This is a genomic window from Streptomyces yongxingensis, assembly GCF_055597465.1.
Map to the genome: position 1 here is coordinate 1654096 of NZ_CM145717.1, position 26390 is coordinate 1680485.

A 26390-nucleotide genomic window follows, 5' to 3' on the forward strand; every position below is an offset into this window, starting at 1 on the left:
AACCCCTAGCTCCGCCCAGGTCGCGCCCCCTAGGCGCCCCCCTATACGGCCAGGGAGTGCAGACAGGCGATGAGCGTGCGGGCCTCGACGTTGACGTAATGGCTGTGGCGCATCAGGTCGAGCAACTGACGCACGGCCATCCAGCGGTAGTGCGGCGGCTCCTCGGGGACGGCGCTCAGCTCCGTCTCCACGACGAGATAGCGGTTGAAGGCGTGGAAGAAGCGGCCGCCCTCCTCGGAGAGCACGGTGTCGAACCGCACCCGGTCGGCCGGTGCCTCCACCACCTCCTTGAGGAACGGCGGGGTGGCCCCCTCGGGCAGATGGGTGTAGTTGCGCGGGGTGCACTGCACGGTGGGGGCCAGCTCCACCACGTCCGTGTAGCCGGGTTCGGCGCGGGCCTGCACCAGCACATGCGGCACCTTGTCGGCGTAGGCCAGCAGAAAGGCCGCCACGCCCGGTCCATGGGGCTCGATCATGGGCTGGGTCCAGCCGCCCACCTCACGGCCACCCGCCGTCACGTCCACGGCCATCACGCTGAAGAAGCGCCCGCTCTCATGGGAGATGCGGTGGGCGTTGCGGTGCCAGCCGGTGGTCTCCCGCAGCGGTATCCGCTCGGTGAACACCTCGCGCTCGGTGCGCAGTCCGGTGATCCAGCTCAGGATGTCGGCGTCGCGGTGGAGGGGGTGCCGCCCCTGCCGTTCCGGCTCCGCGGTCCCGTGTGATCCGGCGGCCGGGAAGGTCTCCTCCGGGTCCAGCGGGGAGTACGGCAGACAGGCCAGGACGCTGCGCGCGTCCATGTTCACCAGGTCCTCCACGGCCAGCAGATGGTGCAGCTGGCCCAGCGTCAGCCAGCGGAAGCCGTCGCGCACCTCGACGTCCGTCTCCGGTGCCACCTCGACCAGCATGTTGCGGTTGCGCTTGTGGAAGAACCAGCTTCCCTGCTCCGACTGGCGGACGTCGGCGAGCACCCGGTGCCGCTCCATCCGCTGGAAGTACTCCAGATACGGCACGGCCCGGCCCCTGTGCACCCGGGTGTAGTTGCTGCGGGTGGCCTGGACGGTGGGCGACAGCTGGAGCCCGCCGTGGTTGCCCGGCTCCATCTTGGCCTGCATCAGGAAGTGCGGTACGCCGTCGAAGTCCTTGACCAGGATGCCGAGGATGCCGATCTCCGGCTGGTGGAGGATCGGCTGGCGCCACTCCTCCACCGGCGCCCCGGGCATCCGCACCCGGATGCCCTCGACGGTGAAGAACCGGCCGGTCTCATGGACGAGGTTGTGGGTGTCCGGCGCGAAGTCCCAGCCGCGCATCGCCTCGAACGGGATGATCTCGATCCGGGACTCGTCGGCGTCGACGCGCTCGCGGAACCAGCGCTGGAAGTCGGCGAGCAGGGTCACCGAGCTGTCGACGGTGGCTGCGGAGCGGACCAGCCGCTCCTGGAGCGTGCTCACCACGCCCACGCCTCCGGTCCGGGGCCGCCGTTGCCGATCGGCGGGAACAGCCGGTCCAGTTCGGCCAGCACCTCGTCGGACAGCGTCAGCTCCATGGCCTTGAAGGCGCCTGTCAGCTGGTCCAGGCTGCGCGGCCCGATGACCGGCGCGGTGACGCCGGGGCGTCCCATCACCCAGGCAAGACCCACCTCGGCCGGGTCGGCGCCGAGCCCGTCGCACAGCTTCTCGTACGCGGCGACGGCGTCCCGGTGGACCTCCAGCGCCTGGGCGGCCCGGCCCTGGGCGGTCTTCATCGCGGTGCCCTCGGCCAGCTTGCGCAGCGCCCCGCTGAGCAGCCCGCCGTGCAGCGGCGACCAGGCGAGCACCCCGACGCCGTACCGCTGGGCCGCGGGGATCAGCTCCAGTTCGACATGGCGGGTGACGAGGTTGTACACGCTCTGCTCGGAGACGATGCCGAGGAAGTGGCGGCGGGCCGCGGCCTCCTGGGCCTCGGCGATGTGCCAGCCGGCGAAGTTGGACGAGCCGACGTAGCGCACCTTGCCCTGCCGGGTCAGCGTCTCCATCGCCTGCCACACCTCCTCCCAGGGGGCGTGGCGGTCGATGTGGTGCATCTGGAACAGGTCGATCCAGTCGGTGCCCATCCGGCGCAGCGAGTCCTCGCAGGAGGCGATGATGTGCCGGGCGGACAGCCCCGAGTCATTGGGCCAGTCGGTCATCGGGTTGCAGACCTTGGTGCCCAGCACGACCTTCTCGCGCCGGCCGCCGCCTCGCGCGAACCAGCCGCCGAGGAACTCCTCGGTGTAGCCCTTGTGCTTCTGCCAGCCGTACTGGTTGGCGGTGTCGATGAAGTTGACCCCGCGGTCCAGGGCGGTGTCCAGGATCGCGTGGCTCTCCTCGTCGCTCGCCCTGACCCCGAGGTTCAAGGTGCCCAGGCACAGTCTGCTCACTTTGAGGGCGGTGCGGCCGAGATAGGTGTACTGCATCACTGTCCTTCGGTACGGGCCGACACGGCAGCCGGTCGGCTCGGGGTGGCGGAGGCGGCCCACAGGTCGTGGAGGGATTCCTTGAGGGCCACCTTCGGGGACCAGCCCATGAGCCGCCCGGCGAGGCGGATGTCGGCCTGGGTCCAGCCGCCGCCCTTGCTGTGCACGGTGCCGCTCTCCTCGCGCACCAGATGGGCGGGGACCTGGGAGGCGGAGATCAGCAGCCAGGCCAGTTCGCGCATGCTGAAGGCGTCGCCCTGCCCGATGTTGACCACCCGGCCGGTCACCGGGCTGCTCGCGGCCAGCACCACGGCCTCGGCGACATCGCGGACGTCGATGAAGTCGCGCCGGTCGTCGACGAGGGTGACGGCCAGCGGAGCGTCCTCGGTGGTGTGGCGCAGCCGGTGGGCGAGCCCGCCGAGGAAGCTGCCCCGGGGGGTGCCCGGTCCGCAGACGTTGGTGACGCGCAGGACGCAGCCGTCGATGCGGCCCGCGTCCGCGGCGCCCAGGACGATCCGGCTGCCGACGAGCTTGGTGCGGGCGTAGGGGGTACGGGGGGCGGTGGGGTGGTCCTCGGCGATGGCCGTGCCGTCGGGGACGGGGCCGTACTCGTGCACCGAGCCCAGATGGACCAGGCGCGGCCGCCTGGGGAGGGCCGCCACGGCGTCCACCAGCCGGTCGACGAGCGGGATGTGCGAGGCCGTCATGCTCGCCTCGTCGCCCTCCCAGCTGTCGCCCGCGGCGTTGACGACGAGATCGGCGGACTGTGCGGCCCGGACGATGTCCTCGACCGGCGCGGATACCGCGTCACGTGCCAGAAATGCGACTCCGGGAATGGGTTCTGCGGGTTTTCTCGCCATTGCCAGGACTTCATATCCGCGCTTGGCGAGAGCTCTGCAGATATGTCGCCCGATGAATCCGGTGCCGCCGATGACAACGGCCTGCCGATCTCGGATGTGGCCCATATCGCCACCGTATTGGCGCCGCTTCGAGCGGAACAACCCCTACCCTCGTCCACCCCTATCGGCCACCCCTATCACGGCCCCGACCTGCGATGTCATTCGAATAGATGTCGTTTATGAGCCTCGCTGACCGCTGCCGCGCGATCCTTCACCCCGAGTTTCTCGTAGACATGCAGAAGATGCGTCTTCACGGTCGCCTGGCTGATGAACAATGCCGTCGCGGCCTGTCGATTCGTGGCCCCGTCCGCGATAAGCCGGAGCACTTGGAGTTCACGGTCGCTCAGCGGGCCCTGGGTGGGTTTGCGGACCTGACCGAGAACGCGTCCGGTGACCGCGGGGGAGAGGACGGACTGGCCCGAGGAGGCGGACCGCACGGCGCGCGTCAGCTCCTCGCGCGGGGTGTCCTTGAGGAGATAGCCGGTCGCCCCGGCGGCCAGGGCGCCCATGACGTCGCTGTCGGTGTCATAGGTGGTCAGCACCAGGATCCGGGCTTCCGGGTCGCCGCGCAGCAGCCGTTTGATGGCCTCGACGCCGCCCATCCGGGGCATGCGCAGATCCATCAGGACCACATCGGCCGGCTGCCGCTCGTACAGCTCCACGGCCTCGGCACCGTCACCGGCCTCGCCGATCACCGTGAAGTCGGGGTCCCGCTCCAGCACCCCGCGCAGCCCGTCGCGGACCACCGGGTGGTCGTCGACGATGAGGATGCGGATGGGGCTGGGGGTGTCGCCGCCGGAGGTGTTTCCGCTGGGGGTGTTTCCGCTCATGCACCGGCTTCCTGGGGGATCACGGGGACGGCCGCGCTGATGGCGGTGCCCTCGCCACGGGCGCTTTCGATGTCCAACGTACCGGCGACCCGGCCCAGTCGGCGCCGCATCGCCAACAGCCCCAGGCCATGGCCGCCGGAGGTCCCGGCCTCGGCGTCCGCGGCCGCGGGGTCGAATCCGACGCCGTCGTCGAGGACGTCGAGGACCACCACGTCCTCCATGTACGACAGGGTGATGCCCACCTTCGACGCCCGGGCGTGCTTGGCGATGTTGGCGAGGGCCTCCTGCGCCACCCGGTAGAGCGTGGCCTCCAGTTCGGCGTGGAGCGGGATGGCGGTCCCGGTCGTCGCGAACGCGACCTTCGGCCCCCGCGCCTGTGACCAGCCCTCGACCAGCGACTCCAGGGCGTCCGGCAGGGTCCGGGACTCCAGTTGCTCGGGGCGGAGCGCCTGGACCGAACGGCGCGCCTCGGCCAGGCTGTCCCGGGCCAGGTCCTTGGCCGCCATGAGATGGCGGCGCCACACCTCGCGGTCGCCTTCGGCGTGTTCGGCGGCTTCGAGCTGCCGGATGATGCCGGCCAGTCCCTGGGCGAGGGTGTCGTGGATCTCCCCCGCCATCCGCTGGCGCTCGTCGAGCACCCCGGCCTCGCGCGCCTGGGTGATCAGCTGTGCGTGGAGTCCGGCGTTCTCGGTGAGCGCGGAGCGGAGTTCGGCCACGGTGCGTTTGCGCCGCTGATGCTGTTCGTTGAGCCGGCTCGACAGCAGGTTGATCCAGCCGATCACCACGGTCTGGAAGACGATGGCGGCGATGTAGCCGACCACCGCGCCGGTCGCGGGCCGAGGGAAGCCGTCCGGCACGGTGTTGACGACGAACGAGGTGGCCGCCACGGACACCACCGCCCAGACGGTCGGCAGCAGCACCAGCGTCTGGAGGAACCCGGTGGCGGCGAAGAGCATGAACACCTGGTCCCGCGCCATCAGCGCGGCGGAGAGGGCGAGCAGCCCGGCGAAGTAGACGGCCGTGCGCGCCGTGCCGTACGGCTGTCTGCTGCGACGGCCGGTGGGGAGGGTGTAGGTGCCCAGGATCCAGACGGCGGCCACGGCCGCGAGGCCGAGCGTGGTGAGCAGCCGCCGGGCCGGTGGCGGGCCGTGGACCACGCTCAGGGCCGTGGACAGAAACAGCAGAAGGTAGGGCAGCCCTCCGAACAGGATGTCGGAGTGCCGCTCCCACCGTCCGCCGTCGTCCTTGGACGCGCTCACCTCACTCCCAGCGGAACAGCTTGGCCGCGGCCGCGGTGGCGGCCACCGCGATCACTCCGAGGACGGTCAGGTGCAGCGTCTGCGGCCACTGGTTCTCCCAGGAGTCGCGCAGCGCCTGGAGCGCGGCGCCCAGCGGGGTGTAGTCGCCGATGGTGGACACCGTCTCCGGCAGGTCCTCCTTGGGGAGGAACGCGCCGCCGAAGAAGAGGCTGGGGAAGAGCAGGGACAGGCCCATCGCGGTGGCCGACTTGCTGCTCGGCGCCACGGCCGCGATCACCAGGCCGATGGAGAACAGCGCCCAGGTGCCCAGGACGAAGCTCACCAGGAAGGCGGGGACGTCACCGGGGAGTTTGGTGTCGAAGGCGGTCTTGCCGACGATGAGCACCAGCACCGCGGAGACCGCCGCGGTGACCAGGTTGATGAAGAGCTGGGCGAGCAGCAGGTTCCCCGGGTGGATGGGGCTCGCGGCCATGCGCCGCAGGATGCCCTTCTCCCGGTAGGTCGCGAGGGTCGTGGGCAGCAGGTTGAGGGCCAGCATCGTCAGACACAGCGACATGGCCATCGCGGGGACGAACGCGGCCATCGACGCCTTGGTGGCGGCGTCGTCGTCGGACTTGGTGGTGACGAAGTGGAAGATGGCCAGCAGCATGATCGGCAGCGCGATGACGAAGAACACCGCGGTGGGATCGCGCAGGAACAGCTTGCTCTCGACGTAGGTGAGCTTGGTGCGCCCGGACATGGCAGAAGTCTCCTCGGCGGCTTTAGGTGGCGGGCTTGGAGCCGGTCAGGGCGACGAAGGCGTCATCGAGACTCGCCTGCTCCAGGCGGAGTTCGTTCGCCACGATCTGGTTGCGGGCCAGGACGGAGATCACGGCGTAGACGACATTGCCCTTGCCGACCACCGTCACCTGGGACTTGGACCGGGTCACACTGCTCACCTCGGGGAGCGAGGTGAGCAGTTCGTCGTCCATCGGGACGGACGGCTTGAAGCGGATGATCTGCTGCTCATCGACCCGGGACACCAGTCCGGAGGGGGTGTCGAGAGCGACGACCCGGCCGGATTCGATGATGGCGATCCGGTCGCAGAGCCGCTCGGCCTCCTCCATGAAGTGGGTGACCAGCAGCACGGTCACGTCCTGCTCCCGCACCTTCTCGATCAGCTTCCAGGTCTCGCGCCGGGCGTGCGGGTCGAGCGCGGTGGTCAGCTCGTCGAAGACGGCGATCCTGGGCTTGCCGACGAGGGCGAGCGCGATGGACAGCCGCTGCTGCTGGCCGCCGGACAGCGATCCGTAGGCCGTGTCGGCCTTGCCGGACAGGCCCCAGTCCTTGATGAGCTCGCGCCAGTCGACGGGGTCGCGGTAGAAGGTGCTGTAGAGCTCCAGCGCCTCCCACACCTTCATCTTGGGGGGCAGTTCGCTCTGCTGGAGCTGGATGCCGATGGACTCGCGCAGCTCGGCGAGGTCCTTGTCCTTCAACGGGTCAAGACCCATCACGGAGATCTCGCCGCCGTCGCGTTTGCGCATGCCTTCGATGCACTCCACGGCGGTGGTCTTGCCCGCGCCGTTGGGGCCGAGGATGCCGAAGATCTCGCCCTCCTCCACGGAGAAGGACACGTCCTGTACCGCCACGTGATTGCGGTATTCCTTGCGCAGGTTACTGACCTCGATCAGCGGCATCGGCCCGGGTCCTCCTCGCTTTTGTTCCTTCACTCTTCCACCGTAGGAAGCGGATATCCCCGGGGGATCGGCCCATCGGCTGCCCACCGGGCTGATCCTCCCTCCACCGACCGGCCGATCGGCCGCATCAACCGATCGGTGGATGGGGGTACGCCGGGCCGGGTCACCGGGGGTGCAGCGCCCGGCAGACCTCGTAGGACGGCAGCAGACCGGCCCGTTCGGCCTCGGCCAGCCCGGGGGCGTTCCGGTCGCGTTCGGAGACCAGGTACTCCAGGTCCTTGGGCCAGGGCAGGCCGAGCGCGCGGTCGAAGGGGTCGATCTCGTGTTCGGCGCCCGGGTTGTACTCCTCCGAGTTGAGGTAGGCGGCCACGGTGTCGTCACGCAGCGCGATGAAGGCGTGGCCGAGGCCCTCCTCCAGATACACCGCCCGGTACGAGGCGGGGTCAAGACGCACGCTGTCCCAGCGGCCGAAGGTGGGCGAGCCCACCCGCACGTCCACCACCACATCGAGGAGTTCGCCGCTGACGCAGGTCACCATCTTGGCCTGGCCCGGGGGTACGTCCGCGTAGTGCACCCCGCGGACGGTGCCGCGCCGGGAGACGCTGTGGTGGTTCTGGCCCAGGCGCAGCGGATGGCCGACGGCCGCGGAGAAGGCCGATGCGGTGTAGTGGGCGACGAACGCGCCGCGCTCGTCGCGGTGGACGTCCGGGCTGAACTCGTAGGCGCCGGACACCGCCAGCTCGCGCACCTTCATCGGCCGTGCTCCGCGGTGAGCTTCTCCAGCACCGGCACCACATCGTGCGGGGTGGGGGTGCGCAGGTTCTCCTCGCGCAGCCGCTCGGCGGCCTCCTTGTACGACGCGTCCTTCAGCAGCCGTTCGACGCTCTCCCGCAGCACCTCGGCGGTCAACTCCGAAGCGTGGACGGCGAGTCCGGCACCGGCCTCGTGCAGGCTGGTCCCCTTGTTCCACCAGTCGGCGTAGCGGATGGTGGGGATGAACTGCGGTACGCCGCTCGCCAGTGCGGTGCCCCAGGAGCCGAATCCGCCGTGGTGGATGAGGACCGAGGCGCCGGGCAGCAGGGCGTGCAGCGGAACGAAGTCGACGATGCGGGTGTTGGCGGGGACCTCCTCCAGCGCCTCGACCTCCTCGGGCGGCAGTGCGGCCACCACGTCGATGTCCATGCTCCCCAGGGTGTCGATCATGTCGGCCACCGGCATGAAGGTGCCGCCCAGGGCGGCCCGCGCGGAGACCCCGGAGGTCAGCACGACCCGCGGCCGCTGGGGGGTCTCGCGCAGCCAGTCCGGGATGTCGGACGGGCCGTTGTAGGGCAGATAGCGGACCGGGACCCGCTGGACCGACAGCGGGAGCTGGAGGCTGGTGGGGATCTGGTCGATGGTCCACTGGCCGACCACGACCTCCTCGTCGAAGGTGCGGTCGTAGCGGGCGAGGATGCCACCGAGCCAGTCGGCCATCGGGTCCTCGCGGCGCTCCTCGGGCTGCTCGGCGAGGCGGGCCAGGAACACCTCGCGCATCTTCGCGTAGATGTCGATGCACCACAGCAGCCGGGCGTGGGCGGCGCCCACCACCCGGGCGGCCACCGGGCCCGCGTAGGTGACCGGGTCCCAGATGACCAGGTCGGGCTGGAAGTGGCGGGCGTAGTCCACCAGCTCGTGCACCATGCAGTCGTTGTAGGTCTGGTACGCGAACATCACGCTGATCTTGAACTTCATCAGCACCTGTTCCCAGGAGTGCTGATCGAGTTCGGGGGTGGACCAGTCGGAGAGCGGGTTCTCCAGCGACTCGCGGTTCTGCGTCAGCATCTCGTGGAGATTGTGGTCCTTGCCGACGGAGACGGCCGTCAGACCGGTGCTCTTGATGGACTCGGTCAGCGCGGGGTTGCTGGCGACATGCACCTCATGGCCGGCCGCGGCCAGCGACCAGGCGAGCGGGACCATGGTGAACAGGTGCGATTTCTCGGACACCGTCGCGAAAAGGATACGCATCGTCGGTTTCTCTCTCAGTCGATGGGTCGTCGGGTGCGGGCGGTGGCCGCCCGCAGGGTGTCCGTGATGACTCCGGCCACCGCTGCCTTCTGCTCACCCAGGTAGAAGTGGCCGCCGGAGAAGACCTCCAGCCGGAAGGAGCCCGAGGTGTGCTCCCGCCAGCCCGCCACGTCCCGGGCGGTGACGCGGATGTCGCTGTCGCCGGTGAGCCCCACGATGTCGCAGGCCAGCCGGGCGCCGGGCCGGTATGCGTAGGTCTCGGCCGCCTTGTAGTCGCTGCGGATGGCGGGCAGGGCCAGCCGCAGCAGTTCGGTGTCGCCGAGGATCCGGGAGTCGGTCCCGCTGACGAGCTGGAGCTCGGCGATGAGCCCGGCGTCGTCGCGCCGGTGGATGCCCAGGCTGCGGTGGTGTGAGGGCGCGGGTCGGCCCGAGGCGAAGAGCGCCACGGGCACGGTCCCCAGCTCCCCTTCGAGCAGTCTGGCCAGCTCGAACCCGACGCTCGCGCCCATGCTGTGGCCGAACAGCGCGATCGGCCGGTGTGCCGTGAGCGGCTTCAGCGCCTCGTAGATCTCGCGCGCCATCTCGTGGATGTCCTCGATGGGCGCGTCATGGCGGCGGTCCTGGCGCCCCGGGTACTGGACGGCCAGCGCCTCCACGGTCGGCGGCAGCAGCTCGGAGATCGGGAAGTAGAAGCTGGCGGCTCCTCCCGCGTGCGGCAGGCAGACCAGGCTGACCTCGGCCTCCGGGCGCGGATGGAACCTACGGAACCACAGGCTCTCATCGGTGACGGGCAACGGCATGGTCGTCGTTCCTTATCTGATGCGGGGAGGGCGCCTGAAGCGGGGTGTCCGGGCTTAGGTCAGGCGCCGTCGTGCGGCAGTCGCTCCAGCCAGTCCTCGATGGCCTGGGCGGTGGGGAGGGAGTGGTCCTCCATCATGGTGAAGTGGTTGCCGCGCACATCGACGATGTCGTGCGGCAGCTCCCAGAAGGACCGCCAGTCGGGCAGTTCCTCCAGCTTCAACGATCCGGTGGACAGCGGTTCCAGCGCGCGCACCAGGAGGGTGGGGGTCTCGATCGGCTCGGGGTCCCAACTGCCGAAGAGGTTGAGATACCAGCCCATGGCCGACAGCCGGGCGTCGTCCATGGTGACGAACACGCCCTCGCGCTCGGTCATCCCGTCCATGAGCGAGAGCCCGAACTGGTTGAGGATGCTGCTCTTGGGCACGTAGGTGTCCACCAGCACCACCGCGGTCGGCCGGATGCCCATCCGCTCCAGGTGTCCCGCCGCCGCGTGGGCGAACCAGCCGCCCGCCGAGGAGCCCAGGAGCACGATGGGCTGCCCGTCGGCGGCCTTCGCCACCGCCTCGGCCTGGGCGGCCACCACCGCGTCCGCCGTCTCCGGGAGGGGCTCACCGCGGCCGAAGCCCGGCAGCGCGAGCGCCGACACATCGCGCCGGCCCCGCAGCGAGGCCGCGAACCGCGCGTACTGGTGGATGCCCGCGACCGCCAGGCACGAGGAGAAGCAGAACATGTGCTGCTCGGCCGGGCCCTTGCTGAGCCGGACCGGCATCGGCAGCTTCTCCAGGTCGGAGGTGGCGCTGAACCGGGGCCGCAGCGCCGCCGTGGCGTGCAGCAGATCGAAGATTTCCTTCCACTTCCCGGTCTCGAACGCCTCGGTGTACAGCGTGCTCAGCGTGGTGGACTCCCCCGCCGCGGCGGGCGCCGCGCCCTGAGGCGTCCGCTCGGACGGGCCCGACTGCCGGGCCGCGGCCAGTTCTGAGCGGAGCCGGGCGGCCAGATCGGTGGGCGTCTCGTGGTCGAAGACGAGCGTGGCGGGCAGCCTGAGCCCGGTGGCCGCGTTCAGCCGGTTGCGCAGCTCGACCGCGGTGAGCGAGTCGAAGCCGGAGTCCACGAACTCATGGGCCGGGCCGATGGCGGACGGGTCCGGGTGGCCGAGCACGGTGGCCACCTGCGTGCACACCAACTCCACCAGCACGGCGTCCTGTTCGGGCTCGGACAGCGCGGCGAGCCGTTCCCGCAGCGCGGAGCCGCCGCCCGGCGAGCCACCGCGGGTGGTCGCGCCCGCCCGGCGCGCCGGTGTCCGCACCAGCCCGCGCAGCAGCAGCGGCACCGAGCCGGATCCGGCGCCCGCGCGCAGCGCCGCGAGGTCGATCCGCATCGGGATCAGCAGCGGGGTGTCCAGGGCGAGGGCGGTGTCGAGCAGTTCCATGCCCTGTTCGGAGGAGAGCGCGGCCACGCCCGAGCGGGCGGCCCCGGCCGTGTCCGCCGTACCGGTCATCGCGCTGGTCCGCGCCCACAGCCCCCAGGCGAGGGAGTGGGCGGGCAGCCCCTGGGCCCGGCGGGCCTGGGCGAAGGCGTCGAGGAAGCCGTTGGCGGCCGCGTAGTTGCCCTGGCCCGCGCCGCCGAGCACACCGGCGGCCGAGGAGAACAGCACGAACGCGGCCAGGTCCAGCTCCCGGGTGGCCTCGTGGAGGTGGAGCGCGGCGTCGACCTTGGGCCGCAGCACCGTGTCCAGCCGCTCGGGGGTGAGCGAGGAGATCACCCCGTCGTCCAGCACCCCGGCGGTGTGGAACACCCCGGTGAGCGGGTGGTCGGCGGGCACCTGGGCCACCAGGGCGGTCACGGCGTCGCGGTCGGCGGTGTCGCACGCGGCCACGGTCACGGTCGCGCCGAGCGCGGTCAGTTCGTCGCGCAGCCGCCCGGCCCCCTCGGCGGCCGGTCCCCGGCGGCTGGTCAGCAGCAGATGGCGGACGCCGTGGCGGGTCACCAAGTGGCGGGCGAGCAGCCCGCCGAGCGTACCGGTGGCGCCGGTGATCAGCACGGTGCCCCCGGGGTCCAGCGCACGTGCGGCGCCGGTGGCGCCCTGGGCGCGGGCGAGCCGCGGGGTGTGTGCCTGTCCGGCGCGCAGCGCGAGCTGCGGCTCCCCGGAGGGGAGGACCGCCGGGAGGGCCCGTACGGACTCCTCGTGCTCGTCGAGGTCGACGAGGGTGAACCGGTCGGGGTTCTCCGACTGCGCCGAGCGCACCAGGCCCCAGACGGCGGCGCCCGGCAGATCGGTGACCTCCGCGCCGGGCGCGGTGGCCACCGCGCCACGGGTGACGAACACCAGCCGGGAGTCGGCGAACCGCTCATCGGCCGACCAGTTCTGGGCCAGCTCCAGGGCGGTGCGCAGGGAGTCCCGTACCGCGTCGGCCGGTGCGCCGGGCCCGGTGGCGCAGGACACCAGGACCGCCGCGGGGGCGGCCGTACCGGCGTCGACGGCCGCGCCCAGCGACTCCAGGTCCACATACGACTCCAGGTGGACCCCGGCCGCGAAGAGGCTCTCGGTGACCTCCAGCCCGTCGTCGCCGACCAGCGCGGCCCGGGTCAGCGGGGTGGGCTGATCGGGGCTGGTGAGCGCGGGCCAGTCGAGCTGGAACAGCGACTCGCTGCTCGCGGCGCGGGCGCCGCTGAGCTGATCGCCGGTCATCTTGCGCAAGCGCAGGCCCTCGATGGTGGCCACCGGGCGGCCGGTGGGGTCGGCCACCGCGAGGGCCACGGTGTCCTCCCCGGCCGGGGAGATCCGCACCCGCACCTCGTCGGCCCCCGCGGCGTGCAGCGACACCCCGGTCCAGGAGAACGGCAGCCGTCCCTGGGCCGTCTCGGGGTTCTCCCCGGCGAAGAGGGTGCCGAGCGCGATGCCGTGCAGGGAGGCGTCGAGCAGGGCCGGGTGGATCCCGTACCCGGCGGCGGCCGACCGCTGCTCCTGGGCCAGCCGCACTTCGGCGAACACCTCGTCACCGCGCAGCCAGGCGGCGCGCAGGCCCCGGAAGGCCGGGCCGTAGCCGAAGCCACCCGCCGCGTACCGCTCGTACATGTCGCTGACGTCGAGTTCGGTGGCGTCCGCCGGGGGCCATGCGGTCAGCTCCGCGGGGGCGTCCGGAGTGGCGGTGGCGAGCGTGCCGGTGGCGTGCGGGGTCCACGGCTCGCCGAACCCGGCGCCCTCGGGGCGGGAGTGGACGTTCAGCGGGCGCCGTCCGCTCTCGTCGGATTCGCCGACGGTCACCCGGAGGGTGAGCGCGCCACGGGCGGGGAGGATCAGCGGCGCCTGGAGGGTCAGCTCCTCGACCTGGTCGCAGCCGACCTGGTCACCGGCCTGGATCGCGAGCTCGAGGAACGCGGTGCCGGGGAAGAGGACCGTGCCGGAGACGGCGTGGTCGGCCAGCCAGGGCTGGGCGGCCAAAGACAGCCGCCCGGTGAGCACCAGGCCGTCGGTGTCGGCGAGTTCGACGGCGGCGCCCAGCAGCGGATGCCCGGCCGGGCCCAGCCCCGCCGAGGTCACATCGCCCGCCCGGTCCGGGCCGTCCAGCCAGTAGCGCTGCCGCTGGAAGGCGTACGTGGGCAGCTCCACCCGGCGGGCGCCACGGCCCGCGAACACCTGCTCCCAGTCCACCGCGCCACCGTGGGCGTGCACCCGGCCCACACCCGCCAGCAGCGACTCGGCCTCGTCGCGGTCCTTGCGCAGCAGCGGGACGAACGCGGCGGCGTCGGGGTCGGCGACGCACTCCTGCCCCATCACGGACAGCACACCGGACGGGCCGACCTCCACATAGCGGGTCACGCCCTGGTCCTCGAGGAACCGCATCCCGTCCTGGAACCGCACCGGCTGCCGCACATGGCGCACCCAGTACTCGGGCGAGCACAGCTCCTCGGCCACCGCCTCGCCGGTCACATTGGACACCACCGCGATCCGGGGGGTGGTGTAGGTCAGCTCACCGGCGACCTTGGCGAACTCCTCCAGCACGGGGTCCATCAGCGGCGAGTGGGAGGCGACGCCGATCCGCAGCCGCTTGCTCTTGACGCCGACCGCGTCCGCGATCCGCAGGACGGCCTTCTCCTCGCCGGAGATCACCGTGGCCGCCGGGCCGTTGACCGCGCCCAAGGACACCTGGTCTTCCTCGCCCTCCAGATGGGGCAGTACCTCGGCCTCGGCGGTCTGCAGCGAGACCATCGCGCCTCCGGCGGGCAGCGCGTCCATCAGCCGGCCCCGGGCCGCGACCAGCGCACACGCGTCCTCCAGCGAGAACACGCCCGCCACATGGGCGGCCGCCAGCTCGCCCACCGAGTGGCCGACCAGGAAGTCCGCGGTCACGCCCCAGGACTCCAGCAGCCGGTACAGCGCCACCTCGACGGCGAAGAGGCCGGTCTGGGTGTAGAGGGTCCGGTCGAGCAGCTCGGCGTCCTCGCCGAAGACCACGTCGCGCACCGGGTGCCCGACATGGCCGTCCAGGTGGCGGTCGAGCTCGGCACAGACGGTGTCGAACGCGGCGGCGAAGACCGGGAAGGCGGTGTGCAGGGCGCGTCCCATGCCGAGCCGCTGTGCGCCCTGCCCGGTGAACAGGAACGCCGTCCTGCCCGCACCTGCCACCGCGCCGGGGGTGACGCCGGAGGCCAACTGGCCTAGCTCGCCGAGCAGTTCGGCCCGGCTCGAGCCCACGACCACCGCGCGGTGGGCGAAGGCGGAGCGGGTGACCGCCAGCGAGTAGCCGATGTCCACGGGGGACGGCTCGGGCGCGCCCGCCACGTAGGACCGCAGCCGCGCGGCCTGGGCCCGCAGGGCCTCCTCGGTCCGCCCCGACAGCGGCCACGGCACCAGGGCGGACGACACGGCGGCGGGCGCGGTGTCCGCGGCTGGCTCGTCGGCGGGTGTCTCGTCGGCGGCCTCCTCCGCGGTCTCCTCGGCGGGGGCCTGCTCCAGGATCACATGGGCGTTGGTGCCGCTGAAGCCGAAGGCGGACACCGCGGCACGGCGCGGCCGTGTCGCCTCCGGCTCGGGCCACGGCCGGGCCTCGGCCAGCAGCCGTACCGCGCCCGACTCCCAGTCCACGTTGGGCGTCGGCTCCTCGGCGTGCAGGGTCTTGGGCAGGACGCCGTGGCGCAGCGCCAGCACCGTCTTGATGACTCCGCCGACGCCCGCGGCGGCCTGGGTGTGGCCGATGTTGGACTTCAGCGAGCCGAGCCACAGCGGCCGGTCCTCGGGGCGGTCCTGGCCGTAGGTGGCCAGCAGCGCGCCCGCCTCGATGGGGTCGCCGAGCGGGGTGCCGGTGCCGTGCGCCTCGACCGCGTCCACATCGGCCGGGGTCAGCCCGGCGTCGGCCAGCGCCTGCCGGATGACGCGCTGCTGGGAGGGGCCGTTGGGAGCGGTGAGCCCGCTGCTGGCGCCGTCCTGGTTGATGGCGGAGCCCGTGACGACCGCGAGTACCTGGTGTCCGTTGCGCCGCGCGTCCGACAGCCGCTCCACGAGCAGCATGCCCACGCCCTCGCCCCAGCCGGTGCCGTCGGCGGACGCGGCGAACGCCTTGCAGCGGCCGTCGGAGGCGAGCCCGCGCTGGCGGCTGAAGTCCACGAAGGCCACCGGTGTCGACATCACCATCGACCCGCCGACCAGGGCCAGGGAGCACTCCCGCCGGCGCAGCGCCTGCGCGGCGAGGTGCAGGGCCACCAGCGAGGACGAGCAGGCGGTGTCCACGGTGACCGCGGGCCCTTCGAGGCCGAAGGTGTAGGCGATCCGGCCGGAGGCGATGCTGCCGGAGCCACCGCTGCCCACGTACCCCTCGACATCGTCGGGCACCTGGCGCAGCCGGGTCGCGTAGTCCTGGTACATCACCCCCGCGAAGACGCCGGTGCGGCTGCCGCGCAGCGTGGCCGGGTCGACCCCGGCGCGCTCCATGGCCTCCCACGCGGTCTCCAGCAGCAGCCGCTGCTGTGGGTCCATGGCGAGGGCCTCGCGCGGGGAGATGCCGAAGAACGCGGGGTCGAAGTGGTCGGCGTCGGTGACGAAGCCGCCTTCGCGCGCATAGCTCGTCCCCGGCTTGTCCGGGTCCGGGTCGTAGAGGGCCTCCAGGTCCCAGCCCCGGTCGGCGGGGAACTCGGTGACCGCGTCACGGCCGTTCGCCACCAGCTCCCACAGGTCCTCCGGCGAGGCCACGCCACCGGGGTAGCGGCAGGCCATCCCCACGATGGCGATGGGCTCGTGGTCCTTTGCCTCGGCCTCCTGGAGGCGCTGGCGAGTGCGGTGCAGATCCGTGGTCACTCGCTTGAGGTAGTCGCGGAGCTTTGCCTCGCTCACCGTTTACCGCCCATCTCTGTGAATTCCAACTCCGTGCACTACAGGCCGAGTTCGTTCTCGATGAAGTCGAAGATCTCGTCGTCCGAGGCGACGTCGATGCGGCCGGCGACCGCGTCCTCCGCGTCCTCCGGGCCCTGGCCGAGCCGTACCAGCAGGTCCTGCAGGCGCGCGGCGAGTGTGGTGCGCGCCTCGTCGTCGGCGGCGACCCTGGCCAGGTTGCTTTCCAGGGCGTCGAGTTCCGGGAAGGTCATCGACGCGGTGGTGAATGCCTCCGGGGCGATCTCCGCTTCCAGGTACGCGGCGATCGCCGTGGAGGTGGGGTAGTCGAAGAGCAGCGTCACCGGCAGGCGCCGGCCGGTGGCCTTGCCGAGCTGGTTGCGGAGTTCCACCGCGGTGAGCGAGTCGAAGCCGAGGTCCAGCAGACCGCGCTCCGCCTCGACGGCCGCCACCGATGCGAAGCCCAGCACCCCGGCCACGGTGGTGCGGACCAGATCCAGCAGGAACCGGCCGCGCTCGGCCTCCGGCAGGCTCGTCAGATGCTGCTTGAGCCCCTCGGGCCGCGCGGACGCGGCCCCGGCTCCGGCGGCTGTCCGCCGGGCGGGCCTGGCGGCGGGCGCGGCCCTCACCAGCCCGCGCAGCAGCGCCGGTACGTCACCGGACCGCGCCCCGAGCGCCGCGGCGTCGAGCCGCATCGGCAGCACGACGGCGGAGTCCACGGCGCGTGCGGCGTCGAAGAGCCCGGCGCCGTCCTCCGAGGAGAACGGCACGATGCCACCGCGCGCCAGCCGGTCCAGATCGGCGCCCTCCAGCTTGCCGGTCATCTCGCTGCGCTGGGCCCACAGCCCCCACGCGTGTGACTGGACGGGCCGGCCCTGGGCGCGGCAGTGCTGGGCGAAGGCGTCGAGGAAGGCGTTGGCCGCCGCGTAGTTGCCCTGACCCATCCCGCCGAAGGTGCCGGCGATGGAGGAGAACAGGACGAGCGCGGACAGGCCGAGGTCGCGGGTCAGCTCGTGCAGGGTGAGCGCGGCGTCGACCTTGGGCCGCAGCACCCGGTCGATCCGCTCGGGGGTGAGCGAGGAGACCACACCGTCGTCCAGGACGCCCGCCGTGTGCACGACGGCGGTCAGCGGATGTGCGGCGGGGACGGTGGCCAGCAGCGCGGCCAGCGCCTCCCGGTCGGCCACATCGCAGGCGGCGAGGGCGACCTGGGCGCCCAACTCCGCCAATTCCGCACGGAGTTCGGCCGCGCCCTCGGCGTCCGGGCCACGGCGGCTCGTGAGCAGCAGATGCCGCACTCCGCCCTCGGCCACCAGATGGCGGGCGATGACGCCGCCGATGGTGCCGGTGGCCCCGGTGACCAGCACCGTGCCCTCGGGGTCCCAGGCGGGCGGGGTGGCCTCGGGGACGGGGGCGGTGGCGAGCCTGGCCACCGCGATGTCACCCTGGCGGACGGCGAGTTGCGGCTCGTCCAGGGCGAGCGCGGTCGGCAGGGCGAGCGCCGACTCCTCGTGCTCGTCGAGGTCGACGAGCACGAACCGGTCGGGGTTCTCCGACTGCGCGGAGCGCACCAGGCCCCAGACGGCGGCGTGCGCCAGATCGGGTACGTCCACGCCGGGCGTGGTGGCCACCGCGCCCCGGGTGATGAAGACCAGGCGGGAGTCGGCGAACCGCTCCTCGGTCAGCCACGCCCGGAGCAGCGCCAGCGCCCGGTGGGTCGCGGCCCGTACCGCGTCGGCCACGCCCTGGGGCTCCGGTGCGCAGGGCACCAGTACGGTGGCGGGCACGGCGGCCGGGTCGGCCGGCAGCGCCTCCAGGTTCGGGTAGGTGTGCACATCGAGTCCGACCAGCTTGAAGTCGTCGTCGCCGAGCAGGCCCCAGTGCCCGGAGGGTTGTTCGGGCGTCACCGCGGAGGTGTCGGCGGCCACCCAGTCGAGCCGGTAGAGCGTGTCGCCGCCGGTGGCGGCGTCGCCGAGCCGTTCGGGCCGCTTGCGCAGTACGAGCGATTCGACGGTGGCCACCGGCCGTCCGATGGTGTCCGCCACGGTCAGGGCCACCGTGTCGGTGCCGCTCGGCGTGAGCCGCACCCGTACCTCACCGGCCCCGGAGGCGTGCAGCGTCACCCCGGTCCAGGAGAACGGCAACCGGCCCTCGCCCGCCTGGAGCATCGGGCCGAGCGCGATGGTGTGCAGCGCGGCGTCCAGCAGGGCGGGGTGCAGGCCATAGGCGGTGGCGGCGGACTGCTGCTCCTGCGCCAGCCGCACCTCGGCGAACACCTCGTCACCGCGCAGCCAGGCCGCGCGCAGCCCCTGGAACGACGGTCCGTAGCCGAAGCCGCCCGCGGCGAACCGCTCGTACAGGTCCTCGACCTCGATCGGCTCGGCACCCGGCGGTGGCCAGGCCCCGCCCAGGTCGTACGAGCCCTCGGCGGCGCCGGCCCCCAGCACACCCGTGGCGTGCCGGGTCCACGGCACCTCACGGTCCGCGTCCGCGGGGCGGGAGTAGACGTTCAGGGCGCGCCGGCCGTCCTCCTCGGGCGGGTCCACCACCAGTTGCAGGGTGGTGGCGCCGCGCTCGGGGAGGATGAGCGGCGCCTGGAGGGTCAGCTCGTCGACCCGGTCGCAGCCCACCCGGTCACCGGCCTGGATCGCGAGCTCCAGGAAGGCGGTGCCCGGGAAGAGGACCACGCCGGAGACCGCGTGGTCGGCCAGCCAGGGCTGGCCGCGCGTGGACAGCCGCCCGGTGAGCACCAGGCCGTCGCTGTCGGCGAGTTCGACGGCGGCGCCCAGCAGCGGATGCCCGGCCGGGCCGAGACCGGCCGAGCCCACATCGCCCACGGTGGCGGGCGCGTCGAGCCAGTAGCGCTGCCGCTGGAAGGCGTACGTGGGCAGCTCCACCCGGCGGGCGCCACGGCCCGCGAACACCTGCTCCCAGTCCACCGCGCCACCGTGGGCGTGCACCCGGCCCACACCCGCCAGCAGCGACTCGGCCTCACCACGGTCCTTGCGCAGCAGCGGGACGAACGCGGTCTCGGCGTCGGCCTCGGCCAGGCACTCCTGGCCCATTGCGGAGAGCACACCGGCCGGGCCGATCTCGACGAAGCGGGTCACATTCCGCTCGGCGAGGAAGCGGATGCCGTCCCCGAAGCGCACCGCCCGGCGCACGTGACGCACCCAGTACTCCGGCGAGCACAGCTCCTCGCCCGCCGCCTCACCCGTGACGTTGGACACCACCGCGATGCGCGGCGCGGAGTAGCCGATTCCGGCGGCCACCGTGCCGAACTCGGCGAGCATGGCGTCCATCAGCGGCGAGTGGAAGGCGTGGGACACGGTGAGCCGCTTGCTCTTGGCCCCGGTCGCCTCCGCGATCCGCAGGACGGTGTCCTCGTCACCGGAGATGACGGTCGCCCGCGGCCCGTTGACCGCCGCCACGCTCACCCGGTCCTCGTGGCCTTCGAGGTGCGGCTCCACCTCGGCCTCGGCCGCCTGGAGCGACACCATCGCACCGCCCTCCGGCAGCGCCTGCATCAGCCGCCCCCGGGCCGCCACCAGCGCACAGGCGTCCGGCAGCGAGAACACCCCGGCCACATGGGCGGCCGCCAGCTCCCCCACCGAGTGGCCGACCAGGAAGTCCGGCGCCAAGCCCCAGGACTCGACCAGCCGGTACAGCGCCACTTCGAGGGCGAACAGCGCGGTCTGGGTGAACACGGTCCGGTTCAGCGGCTCCGCGTCCTCGCCGAACACCACCTCCCGCACCGAACCGTCCAGATGGCGGTCCAGCTCCGCGCACACGGCGTCGAACGCCGCCGCGAACACCGGATAGGCGTCGTACAACTCTCGTCCCATGCCGAGCCGTTGAGCGCCCTGCCCGGTGAACAGGAAGGCCGTCTTCCCGGCGTCTGCCACCGTCTCCCGCGCCGTGCCCGAGGCCAGTTCCGCCAGGCCCCGCAGCAGTTCCTCCCGCTCGGTGCCGACGACCACGGCGCGGTGGCCGAAGGCCGAGCGGCCCGTCGCCAGCGCGTAGCCGACATCGACCGGGCGCAGCTCCGGCCGCTCCTCCAGATGGGCCCGCAGCCGCCCGGCCTGCGCCCGCAGCGCCGTCTCGCCGCGCGCGGAGAGCACCCACGGCACCACATCGGAGTCGACCGACCGCTCGGCCACCGGCGCGGGGTGCTCGGGGCCCTGCTCCAGCACCACATGGACGTTCGTGCCGCTGACGCCGAAGGCGGACACGCCCGCGCGCCGCGGCCGTCCCGTCTCGGGCCACTCGCGGGCCTCGGTCAGCAGCTCCACCGCACCGGCCGACCAGTCCACGTCGGGCGAGAGCTCATCGGCGTGGAGGGTCTTCGGCAGTACGCCGTGGCGCAGCGCCAGGACCGTCTTGATGACCCCCGCGACGCCCGAAGCCGCCTGGGTGTGGCCGATGTTGGACTTCAGCGCGCCCAGCCACAGCGGCCGGCCGGTGTCCCGCCCCTGGCCGTAGGTGGCCATCAGGGCCTGTGCCTCGATGGGGTCGCCGAGCCGGGTGCCGGTGCCATGGGCCTCGACCGCGTCCACATCGGCGGCCGACAGGCCCGCACCGGCCAGCGCCTGGCGGATCACCCGCTGCTGGGAGGGGCCGTTGGGGGCGGTGAGGCCGTTGCTGGCGCCGTCCTGGTTGACGGCCGAGCCACGCACCAGCGCCAGCACCTCGTGGCCGTGTCTCCGCGCGTCGGACAGCCGCTCCAGCAGCAGCATGCCGACGCCCTCGGCCCACCCGGCGCCGTCGGCGTCCGCCGAGAACGCCTTGCAGCGGCCGTCGGGGGCCATGGCCCGCTGCCGGCTGAACTCGATGAAGGTGTCCAGCGTGGACATCACCACGACGCCGCCCGCGAGCGCCAGCGAGCACTCCCCCTGACGCAGCGCCTGGGCCGCCTGGTGGAGGGCGACCAGCGAGGAGGAGCAGGCGGTGTCCACAGTGACCGCGGGCCCTTCGAGGCCGAAGGTGTACGAGATGCGCCCGGACGCCACGCTGCTCGCGCTGCCGGTGGCCAGATAGCCCTCGAACTCCTCGGGCGCGCGGGTGAAGCGCGATCCGTAGTCGTTGTAGCTGGCGCCGATGAAGACTCCGGCCTGGGTGCCCTTCACCGAGGCCGGGTCGATCCCGGCCCGTTCGAACGCCTCCCAGCTGGTCTCCAGCAGCAGCCGCTGCTGCGGGTCGATGGCGAGCGCCTCGCGCGGTGAGATCCCGAAGAACTCGGGGTCGAAGTGGTCGGCCTGGTGGAGGAAGCCACCGCCGGTGGCGTAGAAGGTGCCCGGCTTGTCGGGGTCCGGGTCGTAGTGGCCCTCGATGTCCCAGCCGCGGTCGGTGGGGAAGTCCGAGACCGCGTCCCGGCCGTCCATCAGCAGCCGCCACAGCTCCTCGGGGGTGGTCACCCCGCCCGGGAGGCGGCAGCTCATGGCCACGATGGCGATCGGGTCGTCGTCCACCGCGACGGCGGCGGGCACCGGGCCCGCCGGGGCGGTGGCCCCGGTTTCACCGGCGCCGCTCTCGGCCAGCAGGAAGCGGGCCAGCGCGGTGACGGTCGGGTAGTCGAAGACGAGGGTGACCGGCAGCCGCAGTCCGGTGGCCGCGTTCAGCCGGTTGCGCAGGTCGACGGCGGTCAGCGAGTCGAAGCCCAACTCGCGGAAGGCGCGCCCGGCCTCGACCGCCGCGGTGTCGGAGTAGCCGAGGGCGGCGGCCGCTTCGGTGCTGACGAGGTCGGCCAGCGCGTCCTCGGCCTCCTGCGGCGACAGCCCGGCCAGCCGCTGGGCCAGCGGGGTGTCCGCCTCGCCCGTGGTGGCGGCCGCCGCCTCCGCCCGCCGCGCGTCGGGGAGTTCGCCGAGCACGGCGGCCCCGTCCAGGGAGGGGGTGGCGGCGATGAGCCGGTCCCACTCGACATCGGCCACCGCCACCTGGGTGTCGGCCACGTCCAGGGCGCGCTGGAGGGCGGCGATCGCCAGGTCGGGCGCCATCGCGGGCATGCCGGTGGCGCGCAGCCGCGCCTCGACCGCCTCGTCCACCAGTCCGCCGCCGGACCACGCGCCCCAGGCCACGGAGGTGGCGGGGAGGCCCTGGGCGCGGCGGGCGTGTGCGAGCGCGTCGAGGAAGGCGTTGGCGGCCGCGTAGCTGCCCTGGCCGGGGCCGCCGAGCGTGCCCGCGAAGGAGGAGAAGAGCACGAAGGCGGACAGCTCGCGGTCACGGGTGAGCTCGTGCAGATGGAGCGCCGCGTCCACCTTCGGGCGCAGCACCCCGTCGGCGCGCTCGGGGGTGAGGGTGTCGAGCACCCCGTCGTCCAGGACGCCCGCGGTGTGGACGACCGCGTCGAGCGGGGCCTCGTCCGCGTCCAGCGTGGCGAGGAGGCCGGCCAGCGCGTCGCGGTCGGCGGCGTCGCACGCGGCCACGGTCACCCGGGCCCCCGACTCCCGGAGCTCTGCTGCGAGTTCGGCCGCTCCAGGGGCGTCCGGTCCCCGACGGCTGGTGAGCACCAGGTGTTCGGCGCCGCCCCGGGCCAGCCAGCGCGCTACATGGGCGCCCAGGCCGCCGGTGCCGCCGGTCACCAGTACGGTGCCGCGCGGCCGCCACGGCGCGGTGGCGTCGGCCGGCGCCGCCGAGGCCCTGACCAGCCTGCGCCCGTGGACGCCGGAGGCGCGCACCGCGACCTGGTCCTCGTCGGTCAGCAGGCCCGCGAGCACACCGCACAGCCGCGCGACGGCGCGGTCGTCGAGGGTGCCGGGCAGATCCACCAGACCGCCCCGGCGCCGCGGGTACTCCACGGCCGCGATCCGGCCCAGGCCCCAGCTCAGCGCCTGGAGCGGATGGTCCAGCGCGTCCGCGCGGCCCACGGACACCGCCCCGCGCGTGGCGTACCACAACGGGATGTCGGCACCGGTGTCGCCGAGCGCCTGCAGCAGGGCGAGGTTGAGGGCCAGGCCGAGCGGCTGCGCCGTGCCCGCGCGGTACGGGTCCTCGACGAGCGCGAGGAGCGAGAGCGCCGCGGTCGGTGGCGCGTCCGCCGTGGCCTCGCCGAGCCTGCGGACGAGCGTCTCGCGTACGGCGTCGGCCTCGGTCAGCTCCACCAGCCGTACCTGGGCGCCGCGTTCCCGCAGCGCCTCCGCGACGCGCGGGCCTTCCGGCGCTCCGGCGGGCGCGGCGATCAGCCAGGTGGCACCGGCCGACGACCGGTCGTGTGCGGAGGTGAGGGCGTCGCCCAGGGGCTTCCAGGTGACGTGGTAGCGCCAGGAGTCGAGCACGGACCGCTCGCGGCGCGCCCGGCGCCATGCGGCCAGCGCCGGAACCACCATGGCCAGGGACGACTCCTCGGCGTCCACCTCCAGCGCGGCGGCCAGCGCGGCCAGGTCCTCGCGCTCCACGGCTTTCCAGAAGTCCGCGTCCTCCGCCTCGCCTTCTGCGGGTGCTGAGGAGCCTTCGAGCCAGTAGCGCTGCCGCTGGAAGGCGTAGGTGGGCAGTTCCACGACCGCGGCCCCGGCGAACACCGCCGCCCAGTCGACGGCCACGCCCCGCACGAACGCCTCGCCCAGCGAGGCCAGGAACCGCTCCGGACCGCCCTCGTCGCGGCGCAGCGACCCCACCACCACGGCGTCCTCGGCGGTCGCCTGGAGCGGCATGGTCAGCACCGGATGCGGGGACATCTCGAGGAACGTGCCGAACCCGGCGGCGGACAGGGCCCGCACCGCAGACTCCAGCTCGACCGTCTCCCGCAGATTGGTGTACCAGTACCCGGCGTCGAGCCCGGTGGTGTCGATGGTGTCGCCGGTGACCGTCGAGCAGAACGGCACCTCGGCGCGGCGCGGGGCGATCGGGGCCAGGACGTCGAGGAGTTCGTCGCGCAACTCCTCGACATGGGCCGAGTGGGACGCGTAGTCCACCGGGATCAGCTTCGCCCGTACCTCCTCGGCCTCGCACTCCGCCCGGAGTTCACGCAGCGCCTCCGGGTCACCGGACACCACGATCGAGCCGGGGCCATTGACCGCCGCCACCGATATCCGACCGTCCCAGGCGGCGATCCGCTCCCGCACCCGTTCAGCGCTCTCCGAGACGGACATCATCCCGCCACGCCCCGCCAGCCCACGCCCGATGGCCTGCGAGCGCAGCGCCACCACCCGGGCGCCGTCCTCCAGCGACAGCGCACCCGCCACCACCGCCGCCGCGATCTCCCCCTGCGAATGCCCCACCACCGCGGCAGGCACCACACCACACGCCCGCCACACCTCCGCCAACGACACCATCACCGCCCACAACGCCGGCTGCACCACATCCACCCGCCCCAACCCCGGACCCCCACCCCGCAACACCTCAGCCAACGACCAGTCCACAAACTCCGACAGCGCCACCTCACACTCCGCCAACCGACCCGCGAACACCGGCGAAGCATCCAGCAACCCCACCGCCATCCCCACCCACTGCGACCCCTGCCCCGGAAACACGAACACCGGACGGGCGTCGGTCGCCGTCACTCCCTCACCGCGCACCACGCGCGGGGACTCGCCGCCCGACGCCAGTGCGCCCAGCGCGTCGATCAGCTCGTCGCGGTCGCCGCCCAGGACCAGCGCGCGGTGGTCGAAGCGGCCGCGAGTGGTGGCGAGCGAGTGGCCGATGTCGGCCGGCGACAGCCCGGGGCGCGCGGTCACATGCGTCAGCAGCCGCTCGGCCTGCGCCCGCAGGCCCGCCGCGCTCTTCGCCGACAGCACCCACGGCACCACTCCCCCGCCCACCGGGGCGTCCCCCTCGGCCACGGCCTCCGAAGGCTCCTCCTCGGGAGCCTCCTCGAGGATGGTGTGCACATTGGTGCCACTGGCCCCGAAGGCCGAGATGGCGGCCCGGCGGGGCTCCTCGCCGCGCGGCCACTCCCTGGCCTCGGTCAGCAGCTCCACCGCCCCCGCCGACCAGTCGATCCGCGAGGAGCGCTCCTCGGCGTGGAGTGTTCTGGGCAGCAGGCCGTGGCGCATGGCCTGCACCATCTTGATCACACCGCCGACACCACCGGCGGCCTGCGGGTGGCCGATGTTGGACTTCAGCGAGCCGATCAGCACGGGGCGGTCCGCCGCGCGGTCCTTCCCGTACGTGGCGAGCAGCGCGCCCGCCTCGATCGGGTCGCCCAGCGGGGTGCCGGTGCCATGGGCCTCGACCGCGTCGATCTGCTCCGCCGTCAGCGCGGCGTTGGCGAGCGCCTGGTGGATCACCCGCTGCTGGGAACGGCCGTTGGGGGCGGTGAGGCCGTTGCTGGCGCCGTCCTGGTTGACGGCCGAGCCGCGCACGACGGCCAGCACTTTGTGGCCGTTGCGCCGGGCGTCCGAAAGGCGCTCCAGCAGCAGCATGCCGACGCCCTCGCCGAGGCCCATGCCGTCGGCCCCCTCGGCGAACGCCTTGCAGCGGCCGTCCTGCGCCAGCCCGCGCTGCCGGGCGAAGCCGATGAGCCCCATCGGGGCGCCCATCACGGCGGCGCCGCCCGCGAGGGCGAGCGAGCAGTCGCCCTGGCGCAGCGACTGGCAGGCCAGGTGGAGGGCGACCAGCGAGGACGAGCAGGCGGTGTCGATGGTGACGGCCGGGCCCTCCAGGCCCAGGGTGTAGGCGATGCGGCCGGACATGATGCTCGCCGAGATGCCCGTGACCAGATGGCCCTCAAGACCCTCGGGCATATGGGGCCAGTCGGGGACGTAGCCCTGGTAGGCGGCACCCACGAAGGTGCCGGTCTTGCTGCCGCGCAGCGCCGCCGGATCGATTCCGGCGCGCTCGAACGCCTCCCAGGAGGTCTCCAGCAGCAGCCGCTGCTGGGGGTCCATCACGGTGGCCTCGCGGGGCGAGATACCGAAGAACGCGGGGTCGAACTGGTCGGCGTCGTGGAGGAATCCACCCTCGGTGGCGTAGACGGTGCCCTGCCGGTCGGGGTCCGGATCGTAGAGGTTCTCCAGGTCCCAACCGCGGTTGCCGGGGAATCCGGAGATGGCGTCGCGCCCGCCGGTGACCAGCTCCCACAGGTCCTCGGGGCCGCGCACATCGCCGGGGTAGCGGCAGCTCATCGCGACGATGGCGATGGGTTCCCGGGAGGCGGCGGTGAGTTGCTGATTGACCCGGCGCAGCCGTTCGGTCTCCTTCAGAGACTCCCGCAGCGCGCCAACGATCTTGT

Annotated in this window: 12 protein-coding genes; all 12 read right to left on the bottom strand. The window is 72.9% G+C overall.

Going from position 1 to position 26390, the window contains the following annotated elements:
• Positions 1-41: 41 nt before the first annotated feature.
• The 12 genes from ACZ6TD_RS06620 to ACZ6TD_RS06675 all read right to left on the bottom strand — a co-directional run bounded on the left by ACZ6TD_RS06620 (position 42) and on the right by ACZ6TD_RS06675 (position 26373).
• Positions 42-1451, bottom strand: a complete 1410-nt coding sequence (locus ACZ6TD_RS06620) for an NDP-hexose 2,3-dehydratase family protein (protein WP_471351551.1) — start codon at positions 1449-1451, stop codon at positions 42-44.
• Positions 1445-2431, bottom strand: coding sequence for an aldo/keto reductase (locus tag ACZ6TD_RS06625; RefSeq protein ID WP_471351552.1), 987 nt, complete (start codon positions 2429-2431; stop codon positions 1445-1447). The genes ACZ6TD_RS06620 and ACZ6TD_RS06625 overlap by 7 nt, the downstream gene beginning before the upstream one ends.
• The gene (locus ACZ6TD_RS06630) at positions 2431-3396 is read right to left on the bottom strand and encodes an NAD-dependent epimerase/dehydratase family protein (protein WP_471351554.1); all 966 of its coding nucleotides are present in this window, start codon (positions 3394-3396) and stop codon (positions 2431-2433) included. Before ACZ6TD_RS06630 ends, ACZ6TD_RS06625 begins: the two co-directional genes overlap by 1 nt.
• 92 nt (positions 3397-3488) lie before the next feature.
• Positions 3489-4160 carry a response regulator gene (locus tag ACZ6TD_RS06635; RefSeq protein ID WP_471351556.1) on the bottom strand — a complete coding sequence of 224 codons (672 nt, stop codon included), beginning with the start codon at positions 4158-4160 and terminating at the stop codon, positions 3489-3491.
• The gene (locus ACZ6TD_RS06640) at positions 4157-5419 is read right to left on the bottom strand and encodes a sensor histidine kinase (protein WP_471351558.1); all 1263 of its coding nucleotides are present in this window, start codon (positions 5417-5419) and stop codon (positions 4157-4159) included. Before ACZ6TD_RS06640 ends, ACZ6TD_RS06635 begins: the two co-directional genes overlap by 4 nt.
• 1 nt (position 5420) lies before the next feature.
• Positions 5421-6158 (bottom strand): ABC transporter permease, encoded by a 738-nt coding sequence (locus ACZ6TD_RS06645; protein ID WP_037962594.1) that lies wholly within the window; start codon positions 6156-6158, stop codon positions 5421-5423.
• A 22-nt stretch (positions 6159-6180) separates the two neighbouring features.
• Complete coding sequence (locus tag ACZ6TD_RS06650; protein ID WP_471351559.1) at positions 6181-7095, bottom strand: ABC transporter ATP-binding protein; 915 nt, start codon at positions 7093-7095, stop codon at positions 6181-6183.
• A gap of 163 nt (positions 7096-7258) precedes the next feature.
• The gene (locus tag ACZ6TD_RS06655) at positions 7259-7849 is read right to left on the bottom strand and encodes a dTDP-4-dehydrorhamnose 3,5-epimerase family protein (protein WP_471351561.1); all 591 of its coding nucleotides are present in this window, start codon (positions 7847-7849) and stop codon (positions 7259-7261) included.
• On the bottom strand, positions 7846-9078 hold the full coding sequence (locus ACZ6TD_RS06660; protein WP_471351562.1) for an activator-dependent family glycosyltransferase: 1233 nt from the start codon (positions 9076-9078) through the stop codon (positions 7846-7848). The genes ACZ6TD_RS06655 and ACZ6TD_RS06660 overlap by 4 nt, the downstream gene beginning before the upstream one ends.
• 35 nt (positions 9079-9113) lie before the next feature.
• Positions 9114-9899 (bottom strand): thioesterase II family protein, encoded by a 786-nt coding sequence (locus tag ACZ6TD_RS06665; RefSeq protein ID WP_471351564.1) that lies wholly within the window; start codon positions 9897-9899, stop codon positions 9114-9116.
• A gap of 59 nt (positions 9900-9958) precedes the next feature.
• Entirely contained in the window at positions 9959-16228 is a 6270-nt protein-coding gene (locus ACZ6TD_RS06670) for a type I polyketide synthase (protein ID WP_471351566.1), read from the bottom strand.
• Between the two features lie 38 nt (positions 16229-16266).
• Positions 16267-26373, bottom strand: coding sequence for a type I polyketide synthase (locus tag ACZ6TD_RS06675; RefSeq protein WP_471357521.1), 10107 nt, complete (start codon positions 26371-26373; stop codon positions 16267-16269).
• Positions 26374-26390: the final 17 nt, after the last annotated feature.